The following is a 25,968-nucleotide window of genomic DNA, read 5'->3' as shown; positions in this document are numbered from 1 at the left end:
TAGCGTAACAATGTGTAAAACAAACCTGTTTCACACACGAAAAAAAGGCTCTTACACATCATTTAAAACGTGTAAAAACCCTTATATATCAAAATGTAAACCATATTTCATAAAAATCAATCCACCCTTGTGAATTAATCATTATATTTTGTACTTTTTCGTGAGAAGTTACTTGTTGTTTGTTGCGGTATAAAGGAATAATATGAATTTGACGTAACAAAGTGTTCTCAATATCGCGTAACAATGTAACTCTTTTTTCTACTCGTTCTTGTTTAAAATACGGGGACAACATTTTATGAAAGTTCATGCTGCTTTGCCCATGAATAAAGCTATTTTTTGTAAGAAACATATATAGCAGACTATCTTCAATACGTTCACTAATAGTTGCACTATCATGCATCATATCAGCCTTTTGTATCGTACTGATTTCCAATAACTCTTCAACTTCAAGAAATTTATTTTCTACACGAATCCCATACTTCGCACACTCTTTCTGAATCCATTGTGCATCTTCTACGTGATCTTGTCCTGTAAATGTGTAGAGTTGTAGCACTTCATAATGATACGTACTCCTTTTAATTAAACTAGCTATATCTTCCTCAATCTCTACTATGCTTTCATTTGCTAATATTAGTTTCTTTGCCACTTCTCCACGTTCGCCGCAGAGCTCTTGAACAATTTTATCGCCATGAATAATTTTATAAAGCGCCTTTCGAAACAACTCATCTTGCATTGGCCCTTCTTTTACAAGATTGCACGTTACATATGTCACGTTCGATTCAAGCCGAGACAACTCTTTATTGGGCTTTTCTTTATCTTTATACTGCGTCTTTACTAATACATCATACGTATTTACATTTTGCTCTACATTCATTAGTTCAATTCGGTCAAGAAAAGGTCTTTCACGATAATATAAATCATGCACTTCTAATACAAATAACTGTGCATTTTTCTCACGTAATATAAAAGGACCTGTACCAATAAAGCTTCCTTTTTCATCTTCATGTACGATAGAACACTGTTCTGCACTTAGCATATGTAAAAACATCCTATTTTCCGTATGTAATTGAATTTCAACAACAAATTCATCCACTGCATGGACATTTTTAACATGTTGCAACATCCATGCGTGTGGGTTGTTTTCCGCTTTCATAAATCGATTCAACGAATGTATAACATCATGTGCGGTAAGTCGTTTTCTATTATGAAGATGAACGCCTTTTCTTAAATAAAATGTCCAAACCTTTTCAGCAACATTATATTGCCAGTGAAAAGCAAGTCTTTGCTCTATACAATTTGTTTCCTCATTCACATATACGAGTGTATCAAAAATATGTTTAACCATATGACATTCTGAGCGCATCGTAGCGTAAACCGGATCCAAAGCGATGTCTAAATTCATTTGTACTTGCAACCGAAGTACATCTTTTCTTCCTTCAGGTGTCCTTTCTATTTTATGACCAAATATGGAATCTATCCAAGCTTCATACTCTTTCTTTACTAATGGAAATTGTGAGTTGTAGCGTTCCACAAATGAGATTCCACTTTTCACATCCCCTTTTTTCGTTAGTTCTTTTCCTCTGTCTAAAATTAATATCATCGGTTGCTTTTGAAATATTAATTTAGAGCGATTCCCTCTCCCCCGTCCTGGAAACCAAGCGATCCAATTTAACTCTTCTAATTTTTTTATTATTAATTTACTATTACGCTCCGTACAAAATAATGTTTCTGCTATCATTTGTACGGTAACTTCTAATTGTTCTCCTTCTTGTCTCCCTTTACCATAGGCACACCATAGTGCGATATATTGATCTAAAATAAACATCATAATCCCCCTAAAAGGTGAAAAATAACCCCTTTTGTTTCTACCCTTTTTCCACCTCTCCTTTCATCTTATCATTTCAATATAGAAAGGAGGAATTAATATTGAACAATCTCATACTACGTTATAATAAACCCATTATTATTAGACTGTGCGGCGAATTATTAACTCGAACGACTGAATCTATGTTAGCTCTCATTATGATTATTTACGTTAATAAAATGTTAAACGGTAATATAATAATAACTATGCTCATTTTCGGACTACAACCTCTCTCAGACATTGTATTTACACTTATTGCTGGAGGAGTGACGGATAAATATGGGCGAAAGAAAATTATGTTACTCGGCTTATTGCTACAAGGCGTTGCAATCGGCGGCTTCGTCTTTGCTCAATCTGTTTTTATATTTGCTTTGCTTTACGTCATAAATGGGGTTGGCCGTTCCTTATATATTCCCGCTCAACGTGCACAAATTGCTGATTTAACAAAACAAAAACAACAAGCAGAAATTTTTGCTCTTTTGCATACGATGGCTGCAATTGGTTCCGTAATCGGTCCAATAATTGGTGCTATCTTTTATCATACTCACCCTGAATATTTATTTATAATGCAAAGCATTACACTTATGGTATATGCAGTAGTTGTATGGACGCAGCTTCCAGAAACCGCTCCAGTATTTACAAAGCCAAAGCAAAAAGTTGAAGTATCATCTTCAAAACAATTTGTAAGCAAGCATTACGCCGTTTTAGGACTTATGATTACTACACTCCCTATTAGCTTTTTTTATGCTCAAACTGAGACAAATTATCGCATTTTCGCTAAAGATATATTTCCAGATTTCGTATTAATGCTCGCTTTTATTTCAACATGCAAGGCTATAATGGAAATCTTCCTGCAAGTTTTCCTTGTGAAATGGTCTGAACGATTTTCTATGGCGAAAATTATTCTTATTTCTTACACCTGCTATACAATAGCTGCAATTGGCTACGGGATTTCAGCAACAATCACATCACTATTCTTCACATTACTCTTTTTAGTCATTGGGGAAAGTATCGCCTTAAACCATTTACTTCGATTCGTTTCAGAAATCGCTCCTACAGATAAGCGTGGATTGTATTTTTCAATTTACGGGTTACATTGGGATATATCTCGTACGTGCGGTCCTGTACTTGGTGCGGTTTTATTAAGTAAACTAAACGGTAGCATGCTATTTTATATTTGCGCTTGTTTCTTAATAATGGGAGGGATTATTCAAGCACTGTTTATTCATAATGTAGAACGTAATAAAATAAATAAAGACGTTTCGGAGCATACCCCTCATATTTTATAGGATGCTTTCTTTATAAAAAGAAGGATGTCACAAAAGTCTCGAGACTTTTGTGACACCCTTTTTTATTACCCTGCCATTTTATTAATACTATCTTCTGGTGAAAATACCGAAATATGATTTACCTTACCAGTCGATTTTGGAATAATGAATTTTAACTCAAACTGATTGTTTACTTTATATACGTATATTTTATCTTCCCCATTTACTTTAACTGAAGCTGGTTTTCCTAATGCTTTCTCTATTTCTTGTAATGTAATTGATTTTAACTCTGCATGATAGGAGCGTACATCAAAAACTTGTGACCCTTTATTAAAACCGAAGGAAACATTTTTATTTGTAAAGGTAGCGTACATTCCGTTGCCTGCTTGTTCCGTTTTATCTGCTTTACCCCAATCTTTTTCTATTTCTTCAATATCACCTGTATGTGCTGCGAACGGGACATTAGGTACTTTTCCTTCTTTCGCTAGTTCAAACAAATCTTTAATGTGGTTAATTGATTTTTGATTTATAACTGTATCTTGCGTGCTTGAATCTGTCTTTGGTTTTGCTGATCCTTCATTATTTGATTTTGCTTCAGGCTCTTTCTTTTCTTCAGAAGAATTATTTTGTTCGTTTTTACTATTTTCCGAGGTTGGGTTTGTTTCCTTTTTTTCGTCTGTCCCTTTACATGCTACTAATGCAAATATGCATGTAAAAGCGAGAAATAACATAGCTATCTTTACATACACTTTCATACATTTCGGCCCCCTATTATAATCTTATTCCTTTCGATAACCAATCCATGACACCGCTTTTCAAATTGTGTTTGTTCCAAAAAGTAAATGCTTCACTCTCTCCCAATGCTTGTACAACATATTCTACAAAAGCTGTTCCTAAAAAATAACCGATTCGGTTGTATCCAAAATACTGTCCTCCAGATAACCGAAACCACTCTTTCTCTTTTTCAAACGTCCATCCTTCTATATAATCTTCCAAAAAACGATTCTTTATTTGTTCTTCATTTTCTATATAGCATTGTAACCAACGTTCGCCATCATTGTTATATGAGTAGTACACTGATTCATTTAAACCTCTTATAATTTGCTTTGATAAATATGTTGCAACGCCTTCACGATACAAATTAACTGACCCGTCAGTCCAATCGGCTTTACCCCAATCCATTCCATCATTGTGTAACATAACATTATGATATATATGTCCTATTTCGTGAGCGACAATAACACGAAGATGATTTACATCTGGAGATAATTTTTCTGCCGCAAAAAATATGTCTCCAATAATTTCCCTTTCTACAAATGCATTAGAGCCAAACCCTCCAACAAATAGATGAAAATTCATATTTACATCAAAGTTATATTTATAATGATATTCATTCGTTATCTCTTGAATAATAGTCGGTAATATTTCTGCAATGATACGAATTTCTTCTATTTTTGCGGGATATCGTTTAATGGCATTAGAAACTCGTTCTCTCGTATGTGGACAATGATACTTAAAGTATTCTTCAAATATCTCTGGATGCGAAGTAAAGTATTGGTTGAGGACTACTACTTCTACATCGTTACTTTCCCACAATTTTAAAAAACTTGGAATCGTATTATTTATCATTTTTTCCATCTCCTTACATATCCCTTCTCGCCATTTACACTGCAATCCTTCCTGAAACGTAGAAAAAGCAACAAAGAAAGATGAGTCTTCTTTGTTGCTTTTTCTGTTTAATCAAACCATTTATCACCATCAGAAATCCATTTACCATTATGCAAATCATAACATTCATCATAATAATAAAAAAAGCTGTCCAAAAAGGACAGCTTTACATATGTATTTTTACACTTCGATTGACTTACCATCTTCAACAATATGATAAAGTAAGTGAGCTAAATGATGAATTGGGCCATACTCTTCCTCTTCCTCATCTGTTTCACCGTGGAATTCAAGATCATTTAAGTATAGTGCTAAAAATTGATAGTATAGTTTTAAATCAAATCCGTAGCACGCAGTTGGCTCTTCATGATCCCCTTCGTATTGTAACATTAAGTATTGATCATTACCTTCTGCATCTTCTGCGTCAAAGAATACGAAGAATCCAACGTTTGTATCTAAATCAAATAGATGACGAGTACCTTTTTCTGTTGCTTTATTGAAGTCCTCTTCACTTAATTTAAGTACTGTTGTCGCTTTAGCATTATCTTCTTGATGGAAATTTACTGTAAATGTTTTCAATGCTGACACCTCCTGATTGTATAATACTAGCATAACATATAAAAAGGACTGCTTACAAATGTAAACAGTCCGTACATTCATTTCCGCATTGCTCGTAATAAAAAGCTTACGATGAAAATTAAAATAATCGCACCGATTAAAGCTGGAATAATTGCAAACCCGCCTATTACAGGGCCAAAACTACCAAGTAATTTCGTACCAATCCAAGAACCGATAATACCAGCAATAATATTGCCTATTACGCCACCTGGTACGTCTCTTCCAGTAATTAAGCTTGCAAACCATCCTAATAAACCACCAACGATTAAAGACCAAATCATATGATAACCTCCTTTATATTTTACAGATCAAAATATAATTAGAAACAATTGCTTACCATTAGTTATGTTACATTTCCCATAAGTTATTCATACAGCTTAACTATTTGATTATTTCAAAATAATGAACGACCTGTTATTTCGACGTATGGTTGATACCCTTCGTATTTCACATATTAGGGACAGTCAGGCTTTAATATTGTCCGCATAAACTCTTCTTTAAAAGCTGGATAGTTAAAACCAACTGCAATTTTTTGAATAGGCCTATTATCAAACGTTGTCGGCTCAGCTATTTTTCTAAAGTCTGCCACACTTTGTCCTCTTGTTACGTCATTTGTCGTACTAATCCAAACTGCAGATTTTTTGTATTCAAAAATATCATCATTTATAAATGAAATGAACGGAAGTAAATCGTGAATCGGACTTCCAGCAATACCCGGGTATTCTTTTTTATAAAAGTTCTCATAATAAAAATCGATCATTGGTTTAATAAGCTTCGCTTGCCCTGTTCCTTCTTTATTAATAATATCCACCATTTCAGGAGTAATGAGGGCTGCTTGCGTTACATTTAACGGATAAATAGTCGCATTCTTTGCGTACTTCATGACAATATTCGCGGCGATTGGATCCCCATAAAAATTAGCTTCTGATACAGGAGTAACGTTACCAGGAAATAAAAAAGCACCGCCCATAATATAATACGAACATACCTTATCCATTACATTTGGATATAATAAAAATAGCGTTGCCAATGTTGTTAAACGCCCTGTCGCTACGATAATAATATCTTCTGGACAAGGTTCAATTAATTTAATTAGTCCACAAAAATTTTCCCGTTTACAAATCCTCATATCAGGTGGAATAATTGGCCCTAAACCGTGATCTCCATGTATTTCAGGAAAGAACAAAGGTTCTTCAGCTGTCATCGGTCTTGCTGCACCCTCAATGATTTTTACTTCTGTAGCATAGTATCTTTCTAAAAAATACACATTTTCCGTTACAATTTCTCGCGATACATTCCCATATTCAGCAACAATACCTATAATATCCAATTGACATGTTTTATTTGCATAAATTAACGCCACCGCATCGTCAATACCAAAGTCTCCAAAAAAGATGATTTTCTTATTAACTATCCTCACCCCTCTTCAACATAATCTACTATTATTATTATGTAAAAAAGACAAGGCTGTGAAACGGTGCAAACTAAAAAAGCCGCCTATTTATTGGCGACTTCAATCTTTTTATAAGATAAATATGCTAGTACATTTTTACTTGAATCGTATTTTGGATTATTTCCTTTTCTCGGTTCTCTCATATGTGTTTTTTCAAATCCAGGAATATCTGGCATTTTCTCCATAAATTCAAGCATTTCTTCTTCAGTTCCTTCAATACGTACGCGAATCATTATTATATTTCCTCAATTCTCATTTTCTCTGTACTAAGTATAACGTACTTTGAAAAGACTGCAAGAAATTTATCTTTTTAATGTCGCGCTTTTTTTGCATACAAACCATGCCATTTCAGTATAAAACGAATTTATTTTATTATTTTCAATTTGAATATTAAAGAATTCTTGCATTTCAACTGGTGTTTTCATCATACATTCTGTTAATTTCATACGTTTCTGCAAAGGTACATTCATCATATCGCACCACCAGTCAAATTCAAATTTCTTGTCAAAAGTAAGGCATGATTGCATTTGCAAACCGTTTTTTTCTAACATGGTAATCCATTCTGTTTTTTTCAGCGCTCGTTCATGACTCGGATCTCGCTTTTTTTCTATAAAATTATAAAATGTATCAAATTCATTATTTTCCGGTGAAACATTATCTATCAAAATAAACAATCCATTATGTTCTAACGTACGATTTACTTCATAAATAAACTGAGCTGGATTCGTAAAATGATGTGCTGCAATTCGGCATGTAATCGTATCAAAAGAACTATCGGCAAACGGTAAACTTTCAGCGTTTCCAGCGACAAAAGATACATTTTCATATCCATTACTTATAATAAAGTTTTTTGCATTCTCTAACATTTTTTCTGTTAAGTCTAAGGCAACTACTTCTTTAAACAATGGAGCTAATACATTCGCAACATGTCCACCGCCAGTAGCAATATCAAGAAGACGATTATTATGACGAGACTCTACTTGTTGAACTACATATTGTAAATCCGGTCCTTTTGCATGAATTTTACTTTTTACATACTTTTCCGCATTATTACCAAACTGTTGTTTTACAAGCTCTTCTTTACTCATTTTATCATCTTCTTTCTATTGTTACTTACATATAAGATTCATGTAATAATTAAAGTTCTCTTTATGTATTTTCAAATCCTCTTTTCAGCTTACTTCTTATCATGCTGTCCTATCATCGATATAATATAAATGTTACGTTTTATTACTAAACAAAAAAGGCTACGGGAACTTGTCCCCTAACCTGACTAAATATTTATTACATTTTTACTTTTTCATATACATCTATATAATATAAATCCTCTTTCAACTTCATAATAACGTCTACTTCGTTATAAGTAGCCTCACGAGCATGTAAACCAAATTGATCCATACCAATCCATATCCATCCAGGTGTATGATGTAAAACATCTATGTTAAAATAATCTAATTTTATAAGCTCCGATTTTATAAATTTATCTTTATTAGCGATTTGTTTATCTATTAAACCATATTCTTTTCCATTTTCAAGTAGCGATATAATTTTCCCTAAAATCGGATGTTCACGTATAATAAAATGATATTCCCTTTCGTCTACATTCGCCATAATTAAACGAGAATCAGATCCTAAATTAGACATCTTTATTTATTCACCTCCTTTATGAGTTTCACAAACATAATAACAAATGAATATTCAAATAATATTAATATAATGTAAAAAATAAAAAAGCTGACTCCCTTTTAGAAATCAGCCTTTATATTTGGATCATCTGTATACTTTTACAAACTATTATAATGTTTCTTTTTCCTCATCATTCCCGGAAACTAAATTCCCAATAGCATCAGCTGTTACTTCTACTACAAATTCACAAATACCTGCTACAACTTCTCCAATCACTTCATCCATCTTTTTACCCCCTTATTTTATGTAACTTATTTGTAGTATAGAAGAGATTGGTTATTTTTAACTATCGGAAAACGTGACAACAACATTACAGTTTTGTAAGCTTTTTCATTTTATTTAGCTTCTATCCTTTGAAACTCCAAGTATGATTCACAAGCATATAGGCCATCATAATATTAGGTAAGTTCCAATTATGCTAGAGGAGGCGTGTAAAATATACTACGTAAAATTAATTAAAGGTCAATCATTCTATGCTTTTGATCATCGTTTCTTAATGTCTGAAGAAGAACAGGTTTCCGAGAAAGTTTATAATTACTTACGTCGTAATGAATTTTTCGAAGTACGTAAAGAAGAATATTCGGCCTGATGTATTAAAAGCATCAAGAAAAATATCATTTAATAGTGATATTTTCTTGATGCTTTTATTTTATTTATCCTTAATTTCACTGAATATGTAATCATTGATTTTATACATTTTGACTTACTTGTTTCATCTATTAACACATCAAATTTTTGACAAATCAAAAAGATTGAAATCCACTCATGAAACACGTAATATAGACTCTGACTCTAAAAAAGTTCGTTAAAAATAATATATAAAATAAGGAGGTTTTATATACGAGTTTTTCATTTTAAAAGACGGAGAGGTTTTACATTATGTGGCGTAATAAAAATGTTTGGATTGTGTTAATTGGGGAGTTTATTGCTGGTCTAGGGCTATGGCTTGGTATTCTTGGCAACCTTGAATTTATGCAAAAATATGTCCCTTCTGATTTCATGAAATCAGTTATATTATTTATCGGACTATTAGCTGGTGTACTAGTTGGTCCTATGGCTGGTCGGATTATCGATCAGTATGAAAAGAAAAAAGTTCTTCTTTATGCTGGGTTCGGTCGCGTTATTAGTGTTATTTTTATGTTTTTCGCTATCCAATTTGAAAGCATTGCCTTCATGATTGCATTTATGGTTGCTCTTCAAATTTCTGCAGCATTTTACTTCCCTGCATTACAATCTGTAATTCCACTCATCGTACGTGAGCATGAGTTATTACAGATGAACGGTGTACATATGAATGTAGGTACAATCGCTCGTATTGCAGGTACTTCACTAGGTGGAATTCTTTTAGTTGTAATGAGTTTACAGTATATGTATGCCTTCTCAATGGCAGCGTACGCTTTATTATTCCTCTCAACTTTCTTCCTACAATTCGAAGATAAGAAATCAACAACACGAAGTAAACAAGCTGCAAAAGATAATAGTTTTATGGAAGTTTTTCGTATTTTAAAAGGAATTCCTATTGCTTTTACAGCACTTATATTAAGTATTATCCCTCTATTATTTATAGCTGGATTTAATTTAATGGTAATTAACATTAGTGAAATGCAACATGATCCAACGATTAAAGGCTTTATATATACAATTGAAGGTGTCGCATTTATGTTAGGGGCCTTCGTTATTAAACGTTTATCTGACCATTTCAAACCTGAAAAATTATTATATTTCTTCGCTGTTTGTACCGCTTTTGCACACCTTTCCTTGTTCTTTAGCGATATAAAATGGATGTCTCTTACATCATTTGGTTTATTTGGTTTTAGTGTTGGTTGCTTCTTCCCTATTATGTCGACAATTTTCCAAACGAAAGTGGAAAAAAGCTATCATGGTCGTCTCTTCTCATTCCGTAATATGTTTGAGAGAGTTATGTTCCAAATTGTCTTACTCGGCACAGGCTTCTTCTTAGATACGATTGGATTGCAATATATGGTTCTCATTTTCGGTGTGATTTCATTATTAATTATTTTCATTTCATTATCTAAACAGAAACAATATGAAAAACAACCTTCGCAATCTGCGAATTTATAACATAAACAAAGACGCATGGATCATATTTGATTAATCCATGCGTCTTTGTTATATAAAGCCTTATTTATTACGCTTATTATAATTATTTAAAGGAGTACCCTCTTTCGCTTTCGAATACAGTATACTAACATGATATATACAGGAGGTGCGAAATTGTCTGATGGTATGCAGTTATTTAGTATCTTTATTTTTGTATTAGCTCTGTTTAGCATCATAAACTTTTTAGCAATTTCCTTATCTGGACATAACCTTAAAAGAAGAATTATCGCAGGTTTCATTTTTTTACTACTAACTCCTATTGTTTTTTTTGCTACCGTAGCATTTGCTTCTATATTCGATAAAGCTGGATTTGGCGCAGGTGGGATAGCCTTCATTGTTGCAATTATATATATTTTAAATGGAATAATGATCCTACTTTCCTCATTATTTTTCCTCAAAAGAGACATAACATAGGCTACAGTACTCGGCATGAATCTGGCTTTACACTAGATTCATGCTTTTTCAATTCTCCTTAAATTTTTATATGAAATTAAATAATTCTTTATAAAAATTTAAACTTTATTTATTACAATATTCGTATCGTATTCGCACGTTTATTAAAAATGAAAAGAAAGGAGTACAAAATGAATAAGGTTTTATTAATTATTCCAATATTCATCGTTCTACTGAGTGGCTGTAGCAATAATGATATATACGGTTCTTGGGAAGTCGTTGACAACAAAAATGGTCTTTGCCCTGCATCTTATAAATTTGAAACAGTTGTAAAAGAAGAAAAGAAAGAAAAAATTGTTCAATATTTAGTGGAGATGCAAACATCAAAGGAAAAAGAAGATTTATACAAAGGCTCATTTGTAAAGAATTCTAATGTATATCACATTGATTATGGTAACTCATTTACATCGGATCAAACTTTAAAAGTTGTCGATGGCAAATTAAATGTATACTTTTATGCAGTGGAAAAGTTATGTACATATAAAAAGAAATGATTACACTTCATATAAGACGCAGAAAATATTTTCTGCGTTATTTTTAATTTACAAAACCTCCCCAAAAACATTTTCCTCTTTTAAATCTTTAAATTTAAATGTAGTATTATATAATAACAATATTTTAATGCGAGGTGCTTTTTTTGAGTAGTTTAAGTTCATTAATTGTCTCAACAATCTGTTCCATTATCCTAATCCTATGGAGTGCACTTTCATTTTATGAAAGATTCACGACGGGAAATTCATACTATTGGCTTAGTGGTATATTAGGCCTCGTTTTCGTGTTATTTTTCATCCAAAATATGCGGGATATACTTAATAAAAACTATAAAACATCCTAAACCGTATAGAAAGATATAATAAACAGTTCAGTTAACCAATCCTTATTTACAACGCCCTTTCAAAAAAGACTAATCCTCCCTCTAAATTTGTCAATCGTTTTAATTTTCATAAAAAAATGATAAAATGTAAACATGTGTTTTCAGAATAATTAAAAATGCAGAAAGAAAACACTGTTTTTAGGAGGGGTTTTGATGACTTACACGTTAGCAACTAGAATGAAAGCATTCCAATCTTCTATATTTAGTGAATTAGGGGCCTATAAAAAAGAAAAAATTGCAGCAGGTCACAAAATGATTGATTTAAGTATCGGGAATCCTGATATGCCACCTGCTGACTTCGTAAGAGAAGAAATGGTACATACAGCAAGTGAAAAAGAAAGCTATGGATACACATTAAGTGGTATTCAAGAATTTCACGAAGCTGTAACTAAATATTACAACAACACTCATAACGTTAAATTAAATGCCGATAAAGAAGTTTTATTATTAATGGGTTCACAGGACGGACTCGTTCACTTACCTATGGTTTATGCAAATCCGGGAGATATTATATTAGTTCCGGATCCAGGATATACAGCTTATGAAACTGGAATTCAAATGGCTGGTGCAACATCTTACTACATGCCATTAAAGAAAGAAAAGGAATTCTTACCTAACTTAGAGTTAATTCCTGCAGAAATTGCCGATAAAGCAAAGATGATGATTTTAAACTTCCCAGGGAATCCCGTTCCAGCAATGGCTCATGCAGATTTCTTTAAAGAGGTAATCGCATTTGCGAAAAAGCATAACATTATTGTTGTCCATGATTTTGCTTATGCTGAATTTTATTTTGATGGCAATAAACCAATTAGCTTCCTCTCTGTACCTGGTGCTAAAGAAGTTGGAGTAGAAATCAACTCTTTATCAAAAAGTTATAGTTTAGCAGGTAGCCGTATTGGATATATGATTGGAAACGAAGAAATTGTTCGTGCACTTACTCAATTTAAATCAAATACAGATTATGGTGTGTTTTTACCAATTCAAAAAGCGGCATCAGCGGCACTAAGAAATGGCGCTGCGTTTTGTGAGAAAAATCGCGGTATTTATCAAGAACGTAGAGATACTTTAGTTGATGGATTCCGAACATTTGGTTGGAATGTTGATAAACCAGCTGGTAGTATGTTCGTCTGGGCCGAAATTCCGAAAGGCTGGACTTCGATAAATTTCGCTTATGCATTAATGGATCGTGCGAATGTCGTTGTTACACCAGGTCATGCATTTGGACCTCATGGAGAAGGCTTTGTACGTATTGCACTTGTTCAAGATAAAGAAGTGTTACAACAAGTTGTTGAAAACATTAGAAATAGCGGTATTTTTTCTCTTGAAAAAGTAAATGAATTAGTTAAAAATTAATGATAACTCCCCTGCTTAACTGTAGCAGGGGTATTATTTATTGGAGGTACTTTCATATGCATATTAAAGACACTCTTCCTCATCGTTATCCTTTTTTAATGATTGATAAAGTAACAAATGTAAAACATGGTGAATCTGTTACGGGATATAAACTCATTTCAAATAATGAGTGGTTTATAAATGATAATCAAAAACATATACCTCATATGTTAATTGTAGAAGCACTTGCTCAGCTTAGTGCATTTGTACATACAAGTGACTCTGAAGGTCTAGGCTTCCTCTCCTCATTAGATGGGGTTGTGTTCCATGGAAAAGCATATCCCGGTGATAAACTTGATTTACATTATGAGCTTACTCGCAATCGTCGAGGTTTTATTCTCGGTAAAGGTACTGCAACTATTAACGATCAGCCGATTGTAACTATAGAAAAGCTATTAATATATCAAGCAAAATAGAGACGATGTAATTCTACGGGGATCTATCTCCTACAAATTTGTTTCACTAACATGAACAGAGTAAATAAATTACTTGGTTAGGGGCAGGAAAATGGAAAGCACTATCGGTATCGATGCCGGAGGAACATTAACGAAAATTGCTTATTTGAACGAACAAAAGCAATTAGCTTTTGAAAAATTTTATTCAAATGAACAAGATAAAATAATAGACTGGCTTAAGAAAAAAACTCATATAAAACAAATATGTATAACAGGTGGTAAAGCAAAAAAAATACAGCAACTACTTTCAGATTCATATAAAATAGTAGAACTAAACGAATTTGAAGCTACTCATGTAGGTGTCCGATACATATTAAAAAAAGAAAAATATGATGTAAACAACTTTATTTTAACAAATATCGGTACAGGTACTTCCATTCATTACGTTTATAATGACAAATATATTCGAGCTGGTGGAACTGGTGTTGGCGGTGGTACTATTATGGGGCTTTCAAGATTGTTAACAAATATAGATCATTTTGAAGATGTGATTCCTTTAACAAAATTAGGTTCTAGAAAAGAACTAGATATTACGGTTGGTGATATTTATGGTGGCATTCTCTCCCCTATTGATAATAGCTTAACTGCAAGCAATTTCGGAAAAGCTACCAAAACAGATTCAAATTTTAGTAGTGCTGATATACTAGCAACTGTGCAAGGGCTTGTTGGTGAAGTCGTTACTGCATTAAGCCTTCAATTCGCCGAAACAAAAAACATTGACCATATTATTTATATTGGTTCGACTCTATGTAATAACGTACACCTTCAAAATATTATTAGTAACTACACAAAATATCAAAATAAAACACCAATCTTTTTACAAGATGGTGGTAATAGTGGTGCGATTGGTGCTTTACTTCATGTTACGAATAAAAAAAGCTGACTTTTGTCAGCTTTTTTGCAACGGTACTTCAAATTCAATAATTGATTCCCCGTTTTCTCCAATTCGCTCTACACTAATTCTATCAATTACACATTGTAACTTTTCAGGGAAACTATGAATATCCTTAGCTACTTCAGCAGCTAACTCAGTACTTTCTTTTCTCCCGACTGTTACATGCGGTATGTACGGAATATCTTCTTTCAAAAATTGTAATAAAGCGCCTGTATACAGCATATCATGAAGTTCTTCTATTTGTTTTTGTCCCTTTTCAACTCGTAAAAATAAATATTCTCTTTCACTCTTAATTTGATTCGCAAATTCAATTTCTATCTCCTGTATCCCTTTTGATAATTTTAAAATATGTAATTTCAGCTCATCATTTAAAGTCGAGCTTTCAAATGGGAATACAATTGTAATATGCGGTGGGATTAAACCGAATAAAGGATCATGTTGTTTCCTAATATCCTCTATTTCATTAATAGACATGTCGTTTAGAAAAAGTAAAATTGTACGCATTTTTATATTCATCATATTGTATGATAGCTTGCACTTCAACAAATGATTTCAATTACATATAAAAAGAAAAAACTTCTCAAAAGAAAAGTTTTTTCTTATAAAGCATGATTACTATTTTCCCGCCAAACTTTCCTAAACTTTATATAACAAGCAATTCTCCACGGAATAATATACGATACTGCAACAACATAAAATAATAAACCAATCGTTTGCTGATCTAAGTCAACAATATATTGTCTTGAACCATATCTCAAAACGACAAGTGCAATAAAAGTAATTAAAAAAGCTGCACTTTTTTTCGTATAAATATTCCCATCATCTCTCCGCTCATAATTTGTTAATACTATAAGCGGCACAGCGAAAAGTACACCAATGAATCCCGCTATAACTACTTGTAATATAGCTGGATGTACGGGACCTAAAAACCATACAATACCTGGTGTTAAAAATAGGAATGGCCATAAAATACGTTTTCCCGATCCCTTTATTGGCTTATGCATGGAGCGATAACGACGCCAAAATATTAGTAGTGCAATACATAAAAAGACTGTTATTAATGAAGAAGTATCTCCCATTTACTTTTCCTTCTCTCTAAAATAATAATCTATTACTATTTTAAACCGTTCGTTCAAATGATACTTTACGAATAAATATACTACTAGTTATGATATAAAGAATAGTTAATCCGATTGAAATAACAGTAAAATAAGGAATGTCGATTAAAGATGCATCGTTTGTAAAAATTAAACCTGTTATCCCCGCTTCTCCATAAAGTACACTATTCATTGATAAGAAAAGTGTCCCACCAATCATAAGACCGATCCACTTAAATCTTTGCTTAAACACGACTACTAGTTGAAAGAAACATGCTGTCGTAACATAAAATAAAAATTGTAAAATAAATTGTTGTACCAATTGCTCCCCAAAGTTAACATTTACTACGTTATATTTTAAATCTTGTAAAAGCATAACTTGAAGAAATGAAAATAATGCAGATTGAAGTACAATATAACAAATTGCTCCGATAAAATATTGTGTTCTCGTTACACCGAATGAAACCGCTAAACGAAACAGCTCATCTTGTATGATGAAAACACTCCCTACTATAAATAACATAATTGCTATTGAAGGGTTATTTATAATTTCAGGTAAATAACCAATGTTCGCTCCATTTAAATGAGCAGCATTTAAAGCCCCTTTTATTAATAAAGCTACAATCCAAAATATTATAATTGCTTTATAATGAAAATTTATATGTAACTTCAACTGCTTCATTAACATCGTCATTTCACTTCACCACCCGTTATATGTATAAATAGTTTTTGTAATGTAATTCTATCAATTAGTAACCCTTCTTTTTCAAGAGAGTAATAATCTTCATTAGAAAGTTCTTCCCATATAACAGCAATCCCCTTATTTCCATAAACTTCTCGATTTATTACTTTTTTATTAATCGAAAATTCATCTACTTTATCTTTTTTCCCTGAAATAATATGAGCTTTTTGCAATAAATCTTCCACCGATGATTGAACAACAAGTGCGCCTACTTTTATGATGATTACATCTTCAATAACATGAGTAACTTCTTCTACTAAATGAGTTGATAATATAATTGTTCGTGGATATTCACCGTAATCTTCTAGTAGTAAATTATAAAATAACTCACGATGTGCTGCGTCTAAACCTGTAGTTGGTTCATCAAAAATAGTAATTGGTGCTCTACTTGCTAATCCTTGAATAATTCCTACGACTGTTTGCATACCATGGGATAGTTTATGGTATTTCTCTGTCATATTCAGCTGAAATTTATCTGCCAGTTCTTCAGCATAAGCTCCATCCCAATTTTTATAAAACATGCTACACATCTTAAAAAATTCTTTTACTTTATAACTTAAATGAGCCTCTTCTTTTACTCTAACAAAACAAATATTTTGCATCGCTTTACTATTTTCAAATACATTTTCACCAAATACAGATACGCTTCCACTACTCGAAATAATTTGTCCTGCTAGTAAGTTTAATAAAGTCGTTTTCCCTGCTCCGTTCCTTCCAAGCAAACCATATATTTTATGCTCTTCCAATGAAATCGTTACTTCATTTACAGCTATTTTCTTTTTATATTTTTTCGTTAACTCTAACGTTTCAAGTGCAATCATCCCTCTTTCCCCTCCTTCGTAATTTTTTGAATCATATCCATCAATTCATCTTTTGATATTTCTAGCACTTTCGCTTCTTCCCACACTTTAGGTAAATATTCGGTCATAAAAGTGTTTTGTCTTTTTTTTAGTACAACTTTCTTCGCTCCCTTTGCAACAAACATCCCGATCCCTCTCTTTTTATATAAAATCCCTTCATCCACTAATACATTTACCCCTTTAGCTGCAGTAGCTGGATTTATTTGTAACATCTTCGCAAATTGATTTGTTGATGGAACTTGTTCTTCTTCAAGCAATATGTCTTTTAAAATATCAGATTCAATGGTTTCTGCAATTTGTATGTATATTAATTTATTTTGCTCTAGAGTAGGTTTCACAATTTCACCACCTTAGGTTCATAGGTTCATTACTTATGTAATTAACCATATCACATTAAATTATTTATTTCCATAAATTTCTTTTACAAAAAAGAGAGCCATTCTTAAACGAATGACTCTCTTTCTAAAATAAGAAATTTTGTATACTAACTCCATCTTTGTCCCTCCAATTATTTCGACTACTTTATTGGATATTTAACAAATAAAGATTTTCGGAAATCTTTATCATTCACAAACCTATTAATTTTTTTGTTATTATCATTAAGGAACTTTAATACTTTCCTTTTATTCCACATATCATCTTCTTTTGGAAAATCATCAAATTTTTCATACAGGACTGATAGTATTTCTTCTCTTTTTATCGTGAAATTTTTATTTTCGACTTGAAACTCGTAAGTTTTCGCATTTGGTACTAAAATCGCTAGATAAATAACGTTAAAGAGAAAATTCTTCTCCATCGTGTCCTTACCATCAAAACAATACGTCTCAACCATGTCTTCTGTAAGGTTTCCATTTCCTTTTGCGCCATAGTTCACCTTTATGCTTTCATTCTCCAAACTTATACTTTGAAATGTTTCACCACCGGGTAAATGATTCACAATTGCTACTACATCTGAGTTATTACCAACGTATGTCCCAGCATATTTCTTAAAATCACTAGGTTCAACATCGGATATTTCTTTTATTCTTTCTCTGCTAGAACAAGCAGTAATAAATAAAAAAATTGTTAGCATAACAACCATATTACGTTGCATATATTTCATTTAGCATCCCCCATTTTTATCAATATTTCGTTAATTACAATACTTCTTCTTAAAACCCTTTAAAACATACGCATTTTAATCAAAATTAAAAATTTTCAATTTTTGTGTTTACAATTATCCATTAATTGTATATACTTACTAACGTAAGAAAAATATTCTAAAAGGAGGTCGAAGGAAATGATGAAATTACAATTACATGCTTTAACTTTAGCGTTAACTGCACCTTTGTTTTTCGGACAATTAAATATGAATTCGACCACCCTAATGGAGAATTGAAAATCGTACATTATTTCGATTAATTCATAAATTCGCCACAGGAGGTCATATACTTTCCTGTGGCTTTTTCACGCCCTGCCATAGGAGAACTATATCTTCCTGTGGCTTTTTTGTGCGATTTTTTAGCCTCTTATATTATTTTTTAAAGAAAGGAGCAACATTCGATGACTATTAGCGTATTGTTTTTAAGTATTACGATTCAAAGAAATACAATTTCCAAAGATGAAATTTTTCATAACGAGCAAATTGAAAAAGCTATGAATGATGTTAAGGAGCGCCAAACGCTTTATTGTGATCACCTGTAATTCCTTTTCGAAAGGAGGAATTCATTTATGACTTTTCATATTTTCTTTTTTACAACTGTACTTCAGAAAAACACTTTATCTGAAGATGCAATCATTCGTAAACAACAATTAAAACAACTAACTGATAAAATGACTGACATTAAAAGTTCATACTATACGCAAATGTATTAAAAATATATTTTAAAGGAGCAATACCTTCATGAAATTTAAAGCATTCTTTTTAACAATCACCATTCAAAAACGTAAGCTTTCACAGAATGAGATTTTGCGTGAGCAACACATTCAAACTATTATGGACGAAGTGAAAGAGCACCAAGCTTCTTATTACAGCCGTCTTTTCTAAATAACTTTTAAAGGAGCATTATCCTAATGAAATTTAAAGCATTCTTTTTAACGATTACCATTCAAAAGCGTAAGCTTTCACAGCAAGAAATTTTGCGTGAGCAACACATTCAAACTATTATGGGCGAAGTGAAAGAGCGTCAAGCCTCTTATTATAGCCGTCTTTTCTAAATAACTTTTAAAGGGGAAAAAACAAATGAAATTTAAAGTATTCTTTTTAACGATCACCATTCAAAAAACTAAGTTCTCAGACAGTGAGATATTGCATGACCATCAAATTAATAAAGCTATGGAAGATGTAAAAGAACGTCAAAGTCATTACTGTAGCCATCTATAATTCCTTTCGAAAGGAGGAATGTACCATGAAGTTTCACCTATTCTTTTTAACAATTACAATTCAGAAAAAGAACCTTTCTGAAGCTGAATTAAAACAAAAAGAACAATATAAAGAGATTATGGACGAAATTCGAGATCGTAGAAGCAAGTACTACTCTCATCTATAATCCTTTAAAAATATAAAATTTGAAAGGGGTCGATTATGATGTTGCTAGCACGCTGTAAGGAAATGATTTGGATAGTTCAGAGGGATTCCACATAGTTTTATAGACATACTATCACACAAGTATATCGTTATATTTGATGTGTAATAAATATATAATAAAATTACACCCGTACACTTTTAATATTGAGTAATAAACAAAAGATACACCACTTAAAAAGTGGTGTATCTTTCTCAACTTATACTATTTTCGATTACTTCGTTTCGTCTTAAACAATCTCACTAAGTTCGATACAACTGTTTTTGTTACTGCATAAACTGGTACTGCCAAAATCATTCCGATAATTCCCGCAAAGTTACCTACCCCTAAAATTAAAATAATAATTGTTAACGGATGGATATTTAATTTCGAACTCATAATACGCGGTGAAATGATGTTACTTTCAAACTGTTGTACAATTGTTACGATAATAATTACGTACAACGCTTGCATCGGAGATACGAACAGACCTACAATAACAGCTGGTGCTGCACCGATAAATGGACCTAAGTTAGGAATGATATTTGTAAATGCTGCTATAATTCCTAAAACGAAAGCGTACGGTAAATCGATAATTAAATAACCGATAAAAGTAAAAGCACCTACAAATATACAAACGAGCGCTTGCCCTTGAATATATGCAGATAATGTTTCGTTCGTTTCCTTAATGATACGAAGTCCTTCTTCACGGTAAGACTCAGGTAATAGACTAACTGCTTTCCCTGGAAACGCATGTCCATCTTTAAACATATAAAATAAAATAAACGGTACTGTGAAGATAACTAATGCAACGTTTGTGATAATACCAAATAAAGCCGTTGCACTCGACGTAATCGTGTTTGGTATATCCTTTAAGTATTCAATCGCATTTTTCTCAATTGTTTCAATGGAAACGTAGTTTTGTGTAGATAACCATTCAAATAATCTGTGATGGGATAAATCTTGTATGTATAGTTTTCCCTCTTTAATATAACCGGGCATATTTTTTACTAAATCCATTAACTGTTGTGAGATCGTTGGAACAACTACCCCAACTCCAACTGCAGTTAATGTTATAATAAAAAGATATAACAGTAAAATCGCTAAATTTCTAGGTACTTTTTTATTCTCCAAAAAGACTAACAATGGGTTAAATATGAAGTATAAAAATAACGCGATTAAGATTGGGAAAAACAACGTTGATATGAAGATACCAATCGGTTGAAATAGAAACGATATTTTTGTGCAAATAAATATGATCGCTACAACCATTAGCACTTCTAATGTCCAAAAGTGCACTTTCGATTTCAAAAAAACGTCCTCCTTTAAACTAGCACTTCTCTTCATTGTACCAAAATAAGCAAGAATTTCACATAATATTTTCCTTTACAATATTCCAAAATACCAATAAATACACTACAATGAGATTACATACAAATTTGCAGGTAAAGGTGATAAAAATGACACAATGCATCATATGCAGAAAAGATACGAAAGAACTTAGTGAACAATATGTCATCCCCGAAATATTATGTGGATATTATTTCACAAACTCAATTTGTGATACTTGCCATGAACAAATGACAACAAATATTGATCGTCCCTTAATTCGGCATAAATTAAGTCAATTTAAGATTGAGCAAATGAAAAAACAAATTGATTCCCCGCTCTATACGAATGAACATGGTGAGGAACTTGCGGCTGCTGAGACAGATGTTGTTGAAGTAAGTGATGAAATACTTTATTCCAATGCATTAATTATGAAACTATGTAAAAAGCACGATATTTCACTACATAATGAAATTTGGAAAGAAGAACGTGTAACGAAAGTAGCTAGCTCTATTCAACGTGAATTACTTTTAGATAACCGTAAATACAAAATGAGTGTATTAAAAATGGCTTATACTTTCGCTGTACAAGCTGTTGATGGCTATTTTGAAGATCCAGATGCGATTGATATTTCTAACATTCTATCAAATGGCGATTTTATGGAATTAAAAGAAAAAAGTATAGTTCGCGATTTAAGTAAAAGTTCTTTATGGAATACATTAAATACAAATAGTGAGAACCATTACTTTATTTTATTAAGTGATAAAGATGGCCTGTTCTGTTTCATTCGTCTATTTGATATATTTGACGTTGTCGTTCATTTATCAGAAAAGAGATATGAACTTTCATCTCCAATTGTCGGCGTAAATGATGTAAATAGGCAGGAATTTTATGTCCAAACTTTAAAACAGTATATGGATGGGCTATTTAAAGAAAAAAAACCTTCTATTTAATCGAAATCAGAACATACGGTCTCCTTTCTTGACGAAAAGACACTGTGTTATAATAAGTATGAAAAGAACAATACAATCACATAAACCAATTATTAATTGTAAATAAATAAAAAAGACCAGTGTGCGGCTACACACTAGTCCACGTAACTTAGCAGATTGGATTGTTCATTTATCCTATTTGTTTCTTACAAACAAAACAACCCACATTCTATTGGCATAGGTGGGTTGTTATTTTTTGAGCTTGTCTATTAAAACGACGACGAACGTTAACAATGCAACGAGAAACAGTCCACCCTGCAGTAGCAACGCTATTTCACTCACGTATTATCACCCCCCTCCTATTCGGAGAAGTGATAATTGAACAACCAACCGTACCTTAAGTTACTATTTAATTTTACCATATTTTCTAATAGTTTACGATGAAAACCCGCAAGTGAAATACTTGCGAGTTTTTTTATCCCGTATTAACAGGCAGTAAACAAAATGAAGCAAAACATAGGTGAAACTGCCTGTAAAAGCCCGATTGGTTCAACTTTATTTCTCACTATTTTTTTAAAGCATATGCATCAGCTATCATTTCACCAACAATTTTATTTTCTTGTTTCTTCTCGTCTTTCAATAAAGGAAATAACAGTTCTGCCACTTCATATGCCTCTTCTAAATGGGGGTATCCTGATAATACAAACGTATCAATTCCTAACGCTTCATATTCTTTTATTCTTTCTGCTACTGTATGCGGATCTCCAACAAGCGCAGTACCAGCACCACCTCTTACAAGCCCAATTCCAGCCCATAAGTTAGGACTTATCTCTAACGACTCTCTCGTACCTTTATTTAAATGTGTCATTCTTTTTTGTCCGACTGAATCATATCTTGCAAATGTTTTTTGAGCGAGCTCAATTGTTTCATTATCTACATATTGAATTAACCTTTCAGCCTCTTTCCATGCTTCTTCTTCTGTCTCTCTTACAATTACGTGTAGTCTAATACCAAATCGTACGTTACGCCCCTTCTCTTCCGCAAGTTTTCTTACTTCTTCTATTTTCTCTTTCACTTGCTCTGGTGGCTCTCCCCACGTTAAATATACATCACTATGCTCAGCTGCAACCTCTTTACCTGCAGCGGACGATCCGCCAAAATAAATTGGTGGATACGGTGTTTGAACCGGAGGAAATACAACTTTACTATCCGTAACTTTAATATGTTTTCCTTCTAAAGAGATTGTTCCACCTTGTAATACTGACTTCCAAACCTTTAAAAATTCATCTGCTACTTCATATCTTTCATCATGTTCAAGATACAATCCATCACCTTGCAATTCAACAGGATCTCCTCCAGCTACTACATTAATAAGTAATCTCCCATCTGAAATTCTATCAAATGTAGATGCCATCCTCGCTGCAACTGTCGGTGACATTAGTCCTGGTCTAACTGCTACTAAAAATTTTAATTTCTCTGTCTCAGCTACAAGTGCCGATGCTAATACCCATGGATCTTCACACCCTTGACCAGTTGGAAGTAATACACCCGAATATCCTAAATAATCAGCTGCAGCTGCAACTTGTTTATAATAACCATACTCAGCTGCTCTTCCTCTTTTTGTCGTTCCTAAATATCGACCATCTCCATAAGCCGGAATAAACCATAATAATTCCATACCTTTACACACCCCTTATTTATTTTGAAACGTATACTAACATACTCTATATAAATTACCCCTAATAATTTACCCCGCTATTTGCGGGCAGTAAGATCCCCACCTTAAAATTCAGCGAAAGCAAAGAAGTTAGGTGGGGGATGACCCTTCCCACTGATTAAAGTTTCACTTTATATGTTAATTCCCTGTCTCTCCTTTAAAATTATCTCGCCATCTTAAAAACTTCACTTCTAGTAAACGTACGAGTGAATCAGAAAACTTTCCAACGAATGCAAAAATAATAATGCCGACAAATACGATATCTGTATTTGAAAATTGCCTTGCATCCATAATCATATAGCCAATACCTTCTGTAGACCCCATAAGTTCTGCTACTACTAAACTCACCCATGCAACTCCTAAAGATAACCTTGCTCCGAGTAATAGGTTCGGCAATGCGGCAGGTAAAATTAATTTTGTAATTAATTTTCTTTTACTAAACTCTAACACTCTGGCAACATCGAATAACTTTGAATCTACACCTCGTATCCCTAAAAACGCGTTTACGTATAGAGGAAAAAATGCACCGTCCGCAATTAATAATACTTTCGATGTTTCACCAAAACCGAACCATAATACGAAAAGTGGCGCAACTGCTAAATGAGGTACAGTTCTTAACATTTGTACAGATGGATCTAAATATTGCTCACTTCTCGTTGAAAATCCAACAATCGTTCCTAAAATAATTCCTAAACTCCCGCCAATAAAGAAACCAGCCGCAGCCCTGAATACACTGATACTTAAATGACCGAATAACTCTCCTGTTTTTATAAGTTCTTGAAAAGCTAGAAATATATCTAATGGCGTTGGTAATACTGTTTTAGAAACTAGATCGAATACGCCGGCTAATTGCCAAATTATTAATACGATAACTGGTATAGTAATCGCTCTTACTAGCACTTTTACATTCGTCTTTCGCACTTTCTTTACATTGTTTTTGCCAATCGTTATACCCGTTGGTTTCATAACAGCTTTCGTATTCTCCAATTTACAAAACCTCTTTTCATTTCGCCTTTAATGCTTTTTCTACGAAAGAATTATCTACAACTTTATCTGTTTTAATTTCGTTCTTTATTGAACCGAGTTTATATTGAAAATCCGCTGTTTTTTGCTGTTCAGCTATTATTTCTTTCGTTACCGGAACTAAAATTGGTTTGTCGTGATCAAACACTTCTTTTACAATTTCTGCATCTATCTTCTTTGCAGAAGTATATATTTTTATCGCTTCATCTAAGTTTGACTCTTGCCATACACGTGCTTTTTCATAAACTTTAAGGAATTTCTCAACTAATTCTGGATGCTCCTTCGCGAATTTTGTTCTCGCAATTAAAAACTCTGGTGAAGAAACATTTAATCGTTCACCATCTGCAATAATCTTTGCCCCTTTATTTAACGTATGTAGTGAAATAAACGGATCCCAAATGGCCCATGCATCTACTGATCCGGATTCAAATGCCGGCTGCGCTTCATCTGGTTGCAGTTGAATGACATTTACATCTTTCGCATTTATACCTTCTTTTTCTAATGCTCGATATAATAAATTAAATGCGCTACTTCCTTTTGCTACTGCAATTTTTTTACCTTTTAAATCTTTTACACTCGTAATCTTGCTATCTTTTTGTACAAGAATTCCAGTCCCTTTCCTCGCATAACTTGTATTAGCAATTTCGGTAAATTCAATCCCAGCTGCTTGCGCTGAAATAACTGGGGAGTTCCCGACTTCACCAAAGTCTAATCGATTTGATGCGATCGCTTCAAAATAGGGAGGTCCGCTTTGAAACTCTGTCCATTTCACCTTAACCCCTTCTTTTTTAAACTCCTCTTCAAACCATCCTTTTTTCTGTGCTAATAATAGCGGGCTTAATCCTTGCTGTATACCAATTTGTACTGTTACATCTTCCTTCTTACTACTTGCTGTGCTTTTTTCACATCCAAATAAAAATAAAGAAATAGCTACTGCAAAAGAAAGAACTTTAATTTTTTTATACATATACTCACTCTTTC

General features: G+C 32.8%; 36 protein-coding genes. 16 read left to right on the top strand and 20 right to left on the bottom strand.

Annotated features, from left to right (window positions below; genetic code table 11):
- Nucleotides 1–88 precede the first annotated feature (88 nt).
- On the bottom strand, nt 89–1,825 hold the full coding sequence (locus AC3WTA_RS00600; RefSeq protein WP_000470162.1) for an ABC transporter substrate-binding protein: 1,737 nt from the start codon (nt 1,823–1,825) through the stop codon (nt 89–91).
- A 101-nt stretch (nt 1,826–1,926) separates the two neighbouring features.
- Between AC3WTA_RS00600 and AC3WTA_RS00595 the strand changes: the two genes are divergently transcribed.
- Nucleotides 1,927–3,153: an MDR family MFS transporter gene (locus AC3WTA_RS00595; RefSeq protein WP_492332776.1), complete on the top strand. Its 1,227-nt coding sequence runs from the start codon at nt 1,927–1,929 to the stop codon at nt 3,151–3,153.
- A gap of 65 nt (nt 3,154–3,218) precedes the next feature.
- Here the strand turns inward: AC3WTA_RS00595 and AC3WTA_RS00590 are convergent, their stop codons facing one another.
- The 8 genes from AC3WTA_RS00590 to AC3WTA_RS00555 form a co-directional block, all read right to left on the bottom strand.
- Nucleotides 3,219–3,887, bottom strand: coding sequence for a YjgB family protein (locus AC3WTA_RS00590; RefSeq protein WP_000870481.1), 669 nt, complete (start codon nt 3,885–3,887; stop codon nt 3,219–3,221).
- 16 nt (nt 3,888–3,903) lie between these two features.
- The gene (locus AC3WTA_RS00585; protein ID WP_000609530.1) at nt 3,904–4,761 is read right to left on the bottom strand and encodes a gluzincin family metallopeptidase; all 858 of its coding nucleotides are present in this window, start codon (nt 4,759–4,761) and stop codon (nt 3,904–3,906) included.
- 219 nt (nt 4,762–4,980) lie between these two features.
- On the bottom strand, nt 4,981–5,376 hold the full coding sequence (locus AC3WTA_RS00580) for a cytosolic protein (RefSeq protein WP_492332775.1): 396 nt from the start codon (nt 5,374–5,376) through the stop codon (nt 4,981–4,983).
- A 77-nt stretch (nt 5,377–5,453) separates the two neighbouring features.
- Nucleotides 5,454–5,696: a GlsB/YeaQ/YmgE family stress response membrane protein gene (locus AC3WTA_RS00575; protein ID WP_000638309.1), complete on the bottom strand. Its 243-nt coding sequence runs from the start codon at nt 5,694–5,696 to the stop codon at nt 5,454–5,456.
- Between the two features lie 173 nt (nt 5,697–5,869).
- The gene (locus AC3WTA_RS00570) at nt 5,870–6,835 is read right to left on the bottom strand and encodes a nucleoside hydrolase (RefSeq protein WP_001223690.1); all 966 of its coding nucleotides are present in this window, start codon (nt 6,833–6,835) and stop codon (nt 5,870–5,872) included.
- A 77-nt stretch (nt 6,836–6,912) separates the two neighbouring features.
- Nucleotides 6,913–7,101 (bottom strand): DUF3970 family protein, encoded by a 189-nt coding sequence (locus AC3WTA_RS00565; protein ID WP_000621879.1) that lies wholly within the window; start codon nt 7,099–7,101, stop codon nt 6,913–6,915.
- 69 nt (nt 7,102–7,170) lie between these two features.
- Nucleotides 7,171–7,956, bottom strand: coding sequence for a class I SAM-dependent methyltransferase (locus AC3WTA_RS00560; RefSeq protein ID WP_000031331.1), 786 nt, complete (start codon nt 7,954–7,956; stop codon nt 7,171–7,173).
- 196 nt (nt 7,957–8,152) lie between these two features.
- On the bottom strand, nt 8,153–8,512 hold the full coding sequence (locus tag AC3WTA_RS00555) for a hypothetical protein (RefSeq protein ID WP_000067241.1): 360 nt from the start codon (nt 8,510–8,512) through the stop codon (nt 8,153–8,155).
- A gap of 478 nt (nt 8,513–8,990) precedes the next feature.
- Between AC3WTA_RS00555 and AC3WTA_RS00550 the strand changes: the two genes are divergently transcribed.
- The 8 genes from AC3WTA_RS00550 to coaW all read left to right on the top strand — a co-directional run bounded on the left by AC3WTA_RS00550 (nt 8,991) and on the right by coaW (nt 14,732).
- Complete coding sequence (locus AC3WTA_RS00550) at nt 8,991–9,143, top strand: YqbF domain-containing protein (RefSeq protein ID WP_078183406.1); 153 nt, start codon at nt 8,991–8,993, stop codon at nt 9,141–9,143.
- Nucleotides 9,144–9,433: 290 nt separating this feature from the next.
- Nucleotides 9,434–10,636 carry an MFS transporter gene (locus tag AC3WTA_RS00545; protein WP_000269251.1) on the top strand — a complete coding sequence of 401 codons (1,203 nt, stop codon included), beginning with the start codon at nt 9,434–9,436 and terminating at the stop codon, nt 10,634–10,636.
- Between the two features lie 153 nt (nt 10,637–10,789).
- A complete protein-coding gene (locus AC3WTA_RS00540) occupies nt 10,790–11,089 on the top strand; it encodes a hypothetical protein (RefSeq protein ID WP_001279510.1) in 300 nt (99 codons plus the stop codon).
- A 170-nt stretch (nt 11,090–11,259) separates the two neighbouring features.
- Nucleotides 11,260–11,622, top strand: coding sequence for a hypothetical protein (locus AC3WTA_RS00535; protein ID WP_001045303.1), 363 nt, complete (start codon nt 11,260–11,262; stop codon nt 11,620–11,622).
- Between the two features lie 134 nt (nt 11,623–11,756).
- Nucleotides 11,757–11,963 carry a hypothetical protein gene (locus AC3WTA_RS00530; RefSeq protein WP_492332774.1) on the top strand — a complete coding sequence of 69 codons (207 nt, stop codon included), beginning with the start codon at nt 11,757–11,759 and terminating at the stop codon, nt 11,961–11,963.
- 192 nt (nt 11,964–12,155) lie between these two features.
- On the top strand, nt 12,156–13,355 hold the full coding sequence (locus AC3WTA_RS00525; protein ID WP_000222687.1) for an LL-diaminopimelate aminotransferase: 1,200 nt from the start codon (nt 12,156–12,158) through the stop codon (nt 13,353–13,355).
- A 56-nt stretch (nt 13,356–13,411) separates the two neighbouring features.
- Entirely contained in the window at nt 13,412–13,810 is a 399-nt protein-coding gene (locus tag AC3WTA_RS00520) for a 3-hydroxyacyl-ACP dehydratase FabZ family protein (protein ID WP_492332773.1), read from the top strand.
- 91 nt (nt 13,811–13,901) lie between these two features.
- Nucleotides 13,902–14,732, top strand: coding sequence for a type II pantothenate kinase (gene coaW / locus AC3WTA_RS00515; RefSeq protein ID WP_000446260.1), 831 nt, complete (start codon nt 13,902–13,904; stop codon nt 14,730–14,732).
- Between the two features lie 6 nt (nt 14,733–14,738).
- On the opposite strand, the gene AC3WTA_RS00510 is transcribed toward coaW, so the two are convergent.
- From AC3WTA_RS00510 to AC3WTA_RS00485, 6 genes are all read right to left on the bottom strand, one after another.
- On the bottom strand, nt 14,739–15,248 hold the full coding sequence (locus AC3WTA_RS00510; RefSeq protein WP_001259192.1) for a 2'-5' RNA ligase family protein: 510 nt from the start codon (nt 15,246–15,248) through the stop codon (nt 14,739–14,741).
- A gap of 95 nt (nt 15,249–15,343) precedes the next feature.
- Nucleotides 15,344–15,823 (bottom strand): CcdC family protein, encoded by a 480-nt coding sequence (locus tag AC3WTA_RS00505; protein WP_000502959.1) that lies wholly within the window; start codon nt 15,821–15,823, stop codon nt 15,344–15,346.
- Between the two features lie 40 nt (nt 15,824–15,863).
- Nucleotides 15,864–16,535 carry a DUF4052 family protein gene (locus AC3WTA_RS00500; RefSeq protein ID WP_000178190.1) on the bottom strand — a complete coding sequence of 224 codons (672 nt, stop codon included), beginning with the start codon at nt 16,533–16,535 and terminating at the stop codon, nt 15,864–15,866.
- Nucleotides 16,532–17,404, bottom strand: coding sequence for an ATP-binding cassette domain-containing protein (locus AC3WTA_RS00495; RefSeq protein ID WP_000560938.1), 873 nt, complete (start codon nt 17,402–17,404; stop codon nt 16,532–16,534). The genes AC3WTA_RS00500 and AC3WTA_RS00495 overlap by 4 nt, the downstream gene beginning before the upstream one ends.
- Nucleotides 17,401–17,781 (bottom strand): GntR family transcriptional regulator, encoded by a 381-nt coding sequence (locus tag AC3WTA_RS00490; protein WP_000805186.1) that lies wholly within the window; start codon nt 17,779–17,781, stop codon nt 17,401–17,403. Before AC3WTA_RS00490 ends, AC3WTA_RS00495 begins: the two co-directional genes overlap by 4 nt.
- A 179-nt stretch (nt 17,782–17,960) precedes the next feature.
- Nucleotides 17,961–18,545, bottom strand: coding sequence for a DUF4825 domain-containing protein (locus tag AC3WTA_RS00485; protein ID WP_000876702.1), 585 nt, complete (start codon nt 18,543–18,545; stop codon nt 17,961–17,963).
- Nucleotides 18,546–18,985: 440 nt separating this feature from the next.
- Here AC3WTA_RS00485 and AC3WTA_RS00480 point away from each other — a divergent pair, with 440 nt between their 5' ends.
- From AC3WTA_RS00480 to AC3WTA_RS00455, 6 genes are read left to right on the top strand one after another with little or no spacing between them, the layout of a single operon-like run.
- Nucleotides 18,986–19,126: a YrzI family small protein gene (locus tag AC3WTA_RS00480; RefSeq protein ID WP_000156191.1), complete on the top strand. Its 141-nt coding sequence runs from the start codon at nt 18,986–18,988 to the stop codon at nt 19,124–19,126.
- A gap of 27 nt (nt 19,127–19,153) precedes the next feature.
- Nucleotides 19,154–19,297 carry a YrzI family small protein gene (locus tag AC3WTA_RS00475; protein ID WP_000142719.1) on the top strand — a complete coding sequence of 48 codons (144 nt, stop codon included), beginning with the start codon at nt 19,154–19,156 and terminating at the stop codon, nt 19,295–19,297.
- Nucleotides 19,298–19,325: 28 nt separating this feature from the next.
- Entirely contained in the window at nt 19,326–19,469 is a 144-nt protein-coding gene (locus AC3WTA_RS00470; protein ID WP_000668975.1) for a YrzI family small protein, read from the top strand.
- 26 nt (nt 19,470–19,495) lie between these two features.
- On the top strand, nt 19,496–19,639 hold the full coding sequence (locus tag AC3WTA_RS00465) for a YrzI family small protein (RefSeq protein ID WP_000668981.1): 144 nt from the start codon (nt 19,496–19,498) through the stop codon (nt 19,637–19,639).
- A 25-nt stretch (nt 19,640–19,664) separates the two neighbouring features.
- Nucleotides 19,665–19,805, top strand: a complete 141-nt coding sequence (locus tag AC3WTA_RS00460) for a YrzI family small protein (RefSeq protein ID WP_000669812.1) — start codon at nt 19,665–19,667, stop codon at nt 19,803–19,805.
- A 25-nt stretch (nt 19,806–19,830) separates the two neighbouring features.
- Nucleotides 19,831–19,971, top strand: a complete 141-nt coding sequence (locus AC3WTA_RS00455; RefSeq protein WP_000668504.1) for a YrzI family small protein — start codon at nt 19,831–19,833, stop codon at nt 19,969–19,971.
- Nucleotides 19,972–20,211: 240 nt separating this feature from the next.
- Here AC3WTA_RS00455 and AC3WTA_RS00450 read toward each other — a convergent pair whose 3' ends face one another.
- Nucleotides 20,212–21,297 carry an AI-2E family transporter gene (locus AC3WTA_RS00450; RefSeq protein WP_000837880.1) on the bottom strand — a complete coding sequence of 362 codons (1,086 nt, stop codon included), beginning with the start codon at nt 21,295–21,297 and terminating at the stop codon, nt 20,212–20,214.
- Between the two features lie 149 nt (nt 21,298–21,446).
- Here AC3WTA_RS00450 and AC3WTA_RS00445 point away from each other — a divergent pair, with 149 nt between their 5' ends.
- On the top strand, nt 21,447–22,268 hold the full coding sequence (locus AC3WTA_RS00445) for an HNH endonuclease (protein WP_000189697.1): 822 nt from the start codon (nt 21,447–21,449) through the stop codon (nt 22,266–22,268).
- Between the two features lie 228 nt (nt 22,269–22,496).
- Here AC3WTA_RS00445 and AC3WTA_RS00440 read toward each other — a convergent pair whose 3' ends face one another.
- The 4 genes from AC3WTA_RS00440 to AC3WTA_RS00425 form a co-directional block, all read right to left on the bottom strand.
- Nucleotides 22,497–22,589 carry a putative holin-like toxin gene (locus AC3WTA_RS00440; RefSeq protein WP_001289320.1) on the bottom strand — a complete coding sequence of 31 codons (93 nt, stop codon included), beginning with the start codon at nt 22,587–22,589 and terminating at the stop codon, nt 22,497–22,499.
- A 223-nt stretch (nt 22,590–22,812) separates the two neighbouring features.
- The gene (gene ssuD, locus AC3WTA_RS00435; protein ID WP_000422243.1) at nt 22,813–23,925 is read right to left on the bottom strand and encodes an FMNH2-dependent alkanesulfonate monooxygenase; all 1,113 of its coding nucleotides are present in this window, start codon (nt 23,923–23,925) and stop codon (nt 22,813–22,815) included.
- A 177-nt stretch (nt 23,926–24,102) separates the two neighbouring features.
- On the bottom strand, nt 24,103–24,951 hold the full coding sequence (locus AC3WTA_RS00430) for an ABC transporter permease (protein WP_000432139.1): 849 nt from the start codon (nt 24,949–24,951) through the stop codon (nt 24,103–24,105).
- Nucleotides 24,952–24,967: 16 nt separating this feature from the next.
- Nucleotides 24,968–25,954, bottom strand: a complete 987-nt coding sequence (locus tag AC3WTA_RS00425) for an aliphatic sulfonate ABC transporter substrate-binding protein (protein WP_000277004.1) — start codon at nt 25,952–25,954, stop codon at nt 24,968–24,970.
- Between the last annotated feature and the right edge of the window lie 14 nt (nt 25,955–25,968).

This window comes from Bacillus sp. EB106-07-01-XG149 (assembly GCF_058791555.1).
Note: the sequence above shows the minus strand (reverse complement) of the source record. Positions and strands in the feature narration are given on the sequence as shown.

Bases quoted from the DNA above. Each gene is read 5' to 3' on its own strand.
- AC3WTA_RS00445 (WP_000189697.1), top strand. From the start codon at position 21,447: ATGACACAATGCATCATATGCAGAAAAGATACGAAAGAACTTAGTGAA.
- AC3WTA_RS00455 (WP_000668504.1), top strand. From the start codon at position 19,831: ATGAAGTTTCACCTATTCTTTTTAACAATTACAATTCAGAAAAAGAAC.
- AC3WTA_RS00565 (WP_000621879.1), bottom strand. From the start codon at position 7,101: ATGATTCGCGTACGTATTGAAGGAACTGAAGAAGAAATGCTTGAATTT.
- AC3WTA_RS00585 (WP_000609530.1), bottom strand. From the start codon at position 4,761: ATGATAAATAATACGATTCCAAGTTTTTTAAAATTGTGGGAAAGTAAC.
- AC3WTA_RS00535 (WP_001045303.1), top strand. From the start codon at position 11,260: ATGAATAAGGTTTTATTAATTATTCCAATATTCATCGTTCTACTGAGT.
- AC3WTA_RS00460 (WP_000669812.1), top strand. From the start codon at position 19,665: ATGAAATTTAAAGTATTCTTTTTAACGATCACCATTCAAAAAACTAAG.
- AC3WTA_RS00575 (WP_000638309.1), bottom strand. From the start codon at position 5,696: ATGATTTGGTCTTTAATCGTTGGTGGTTTATTAGGATGGTTTGCAAGC.
- AC3WTA_RS00495 (WP_000560938.1), bottom strand. From the start codon at position 17,404: ATGATTGCACTTGAAACGTTAGAGTTAACGAAAAAATATAAAAAGAAA.
- AC3WTA_RS00560 (WP_000031331.1), bottom strand. From the start codon at position 7,956: ATGAGTAAAGAAGAGCTTGTAAAACAACAGTTTGGTAATAATGCGGAA.
- AC3WTA_RS00600 (WP_000470162.1), bottom strand. From the start codon at position 1,825: ATGTTTATTTTAGATCAATATATCGCACTATGGTGTGCCTATGGTAAA.
- AC3WTA_RS00525 (WP_000222687.1), top strand. From the start codon at position 12,156: ATGACTTACACGTTAGCAACTAGAATGAAAGCATTCCAATCTTCTATA.
- AC3WTA_RS00485 (WP_000876702.1), bottom strand. From the start codon at position 18,545: ATGAAATATATGCAACGTAATATGGTTGTTATGCTAACAATTTTTTTA.
- AC3WTA_RS00505 (WP_000502959.1), bottom strand. From the start codon at position 15,823: ATGGGAGATACTTCTTCATTAATAACAGTCTTTTTATGTATTGCACTA.
- ssuD (WP_000422243.1), bottom strand. From the start codon at position 23,925: ATGGAATTATTATGGTTTATTCCGGCTTATGGAGATGGTCGATATTTA.
- coaW (WP_000446260.1), top strand. From the start codon at position 13,902: ATGGAAAGCACTATCGGTATCGATGCCGGAGGAACATTAACGAAAATT.
- AC3WTA_RS00480 (WP_000156191.1), top strand. From the start codon at position 18,986: ATGACTATTAGCGTATTGTTTTTAAGTATTACGATTCAAAGAAATACA.
- AC3WTA_RS00475 (WP_000142719.1), top strand. From the start codon at position 19,154: ATGACTTTTCATATTTTCTTTTTTACAACTGTACTTCAGAAAAACACT.
- AC3WTA_RS00465 (WP_000668981.1), top strand. From the start codon at position 19,496: ATGAAATTTAAAGCATTCTTTTTAACGATTACCATTCAAAAGCGTAAG.
- AC3WTA_RS00500 (WP_000178190.1), bottom strand. From the start codon at position 16,535: ATGACGATGTTAATGAAGCAGTTGAAGTTACATATAAATTTTCATTAT.
- AC3WTA_RS00470 (WP_000668975.1), top strand. From the start codon at position 19,326: ATGAAATTTAAAGCATTCTTTTTAACAATCACCATTCAAAAACGTAAG.
- AC3WTA_RS00590 (WP_000870481.1), bottom strand. From the start codon at position 3,887: ATGAAAGTGTATGTAAAGATAGCTATGTTATTTCTCGCTTTTACATGC.
- AC3WTA_RS00520 (WP_492332773.1), top strand. From the start codon at position 13,412: ATGCATATTAAAGACACTCTTCCTCATCGTTATCCTTTTTTAATGATT.
- AC3WTA_RS00510 (WP_001259192.1), bottom strand. From the start codon at position 15,248: ATGCGTACAATTTTACTTTTTCTAAACGACATGTCTATTAATGAAATA.
- AC3WTA_RS00545 (WP_000269251.1), top strand. From the start codon at position 9,434: ATGTGGCGTAATAAAAATGTTTGGATTGTGTTAATTGGGGAGTTTATT.
- AC3WTA_RS00425 (WP_000277004.1), bottom strand. From the start codon at position 25,954: ATGTATAAAAAAATTAAAGTTCTTTCTTTTGCAGTAGCTATTTCTTTA.
- AC3WTA_RS00555 (WP_000067241.1), bottom strand. From the start codon at position 8,512: ATGTCTAATTTAGGATCTGATTCTCGTTTAATTATGGCGAATGTAGAC.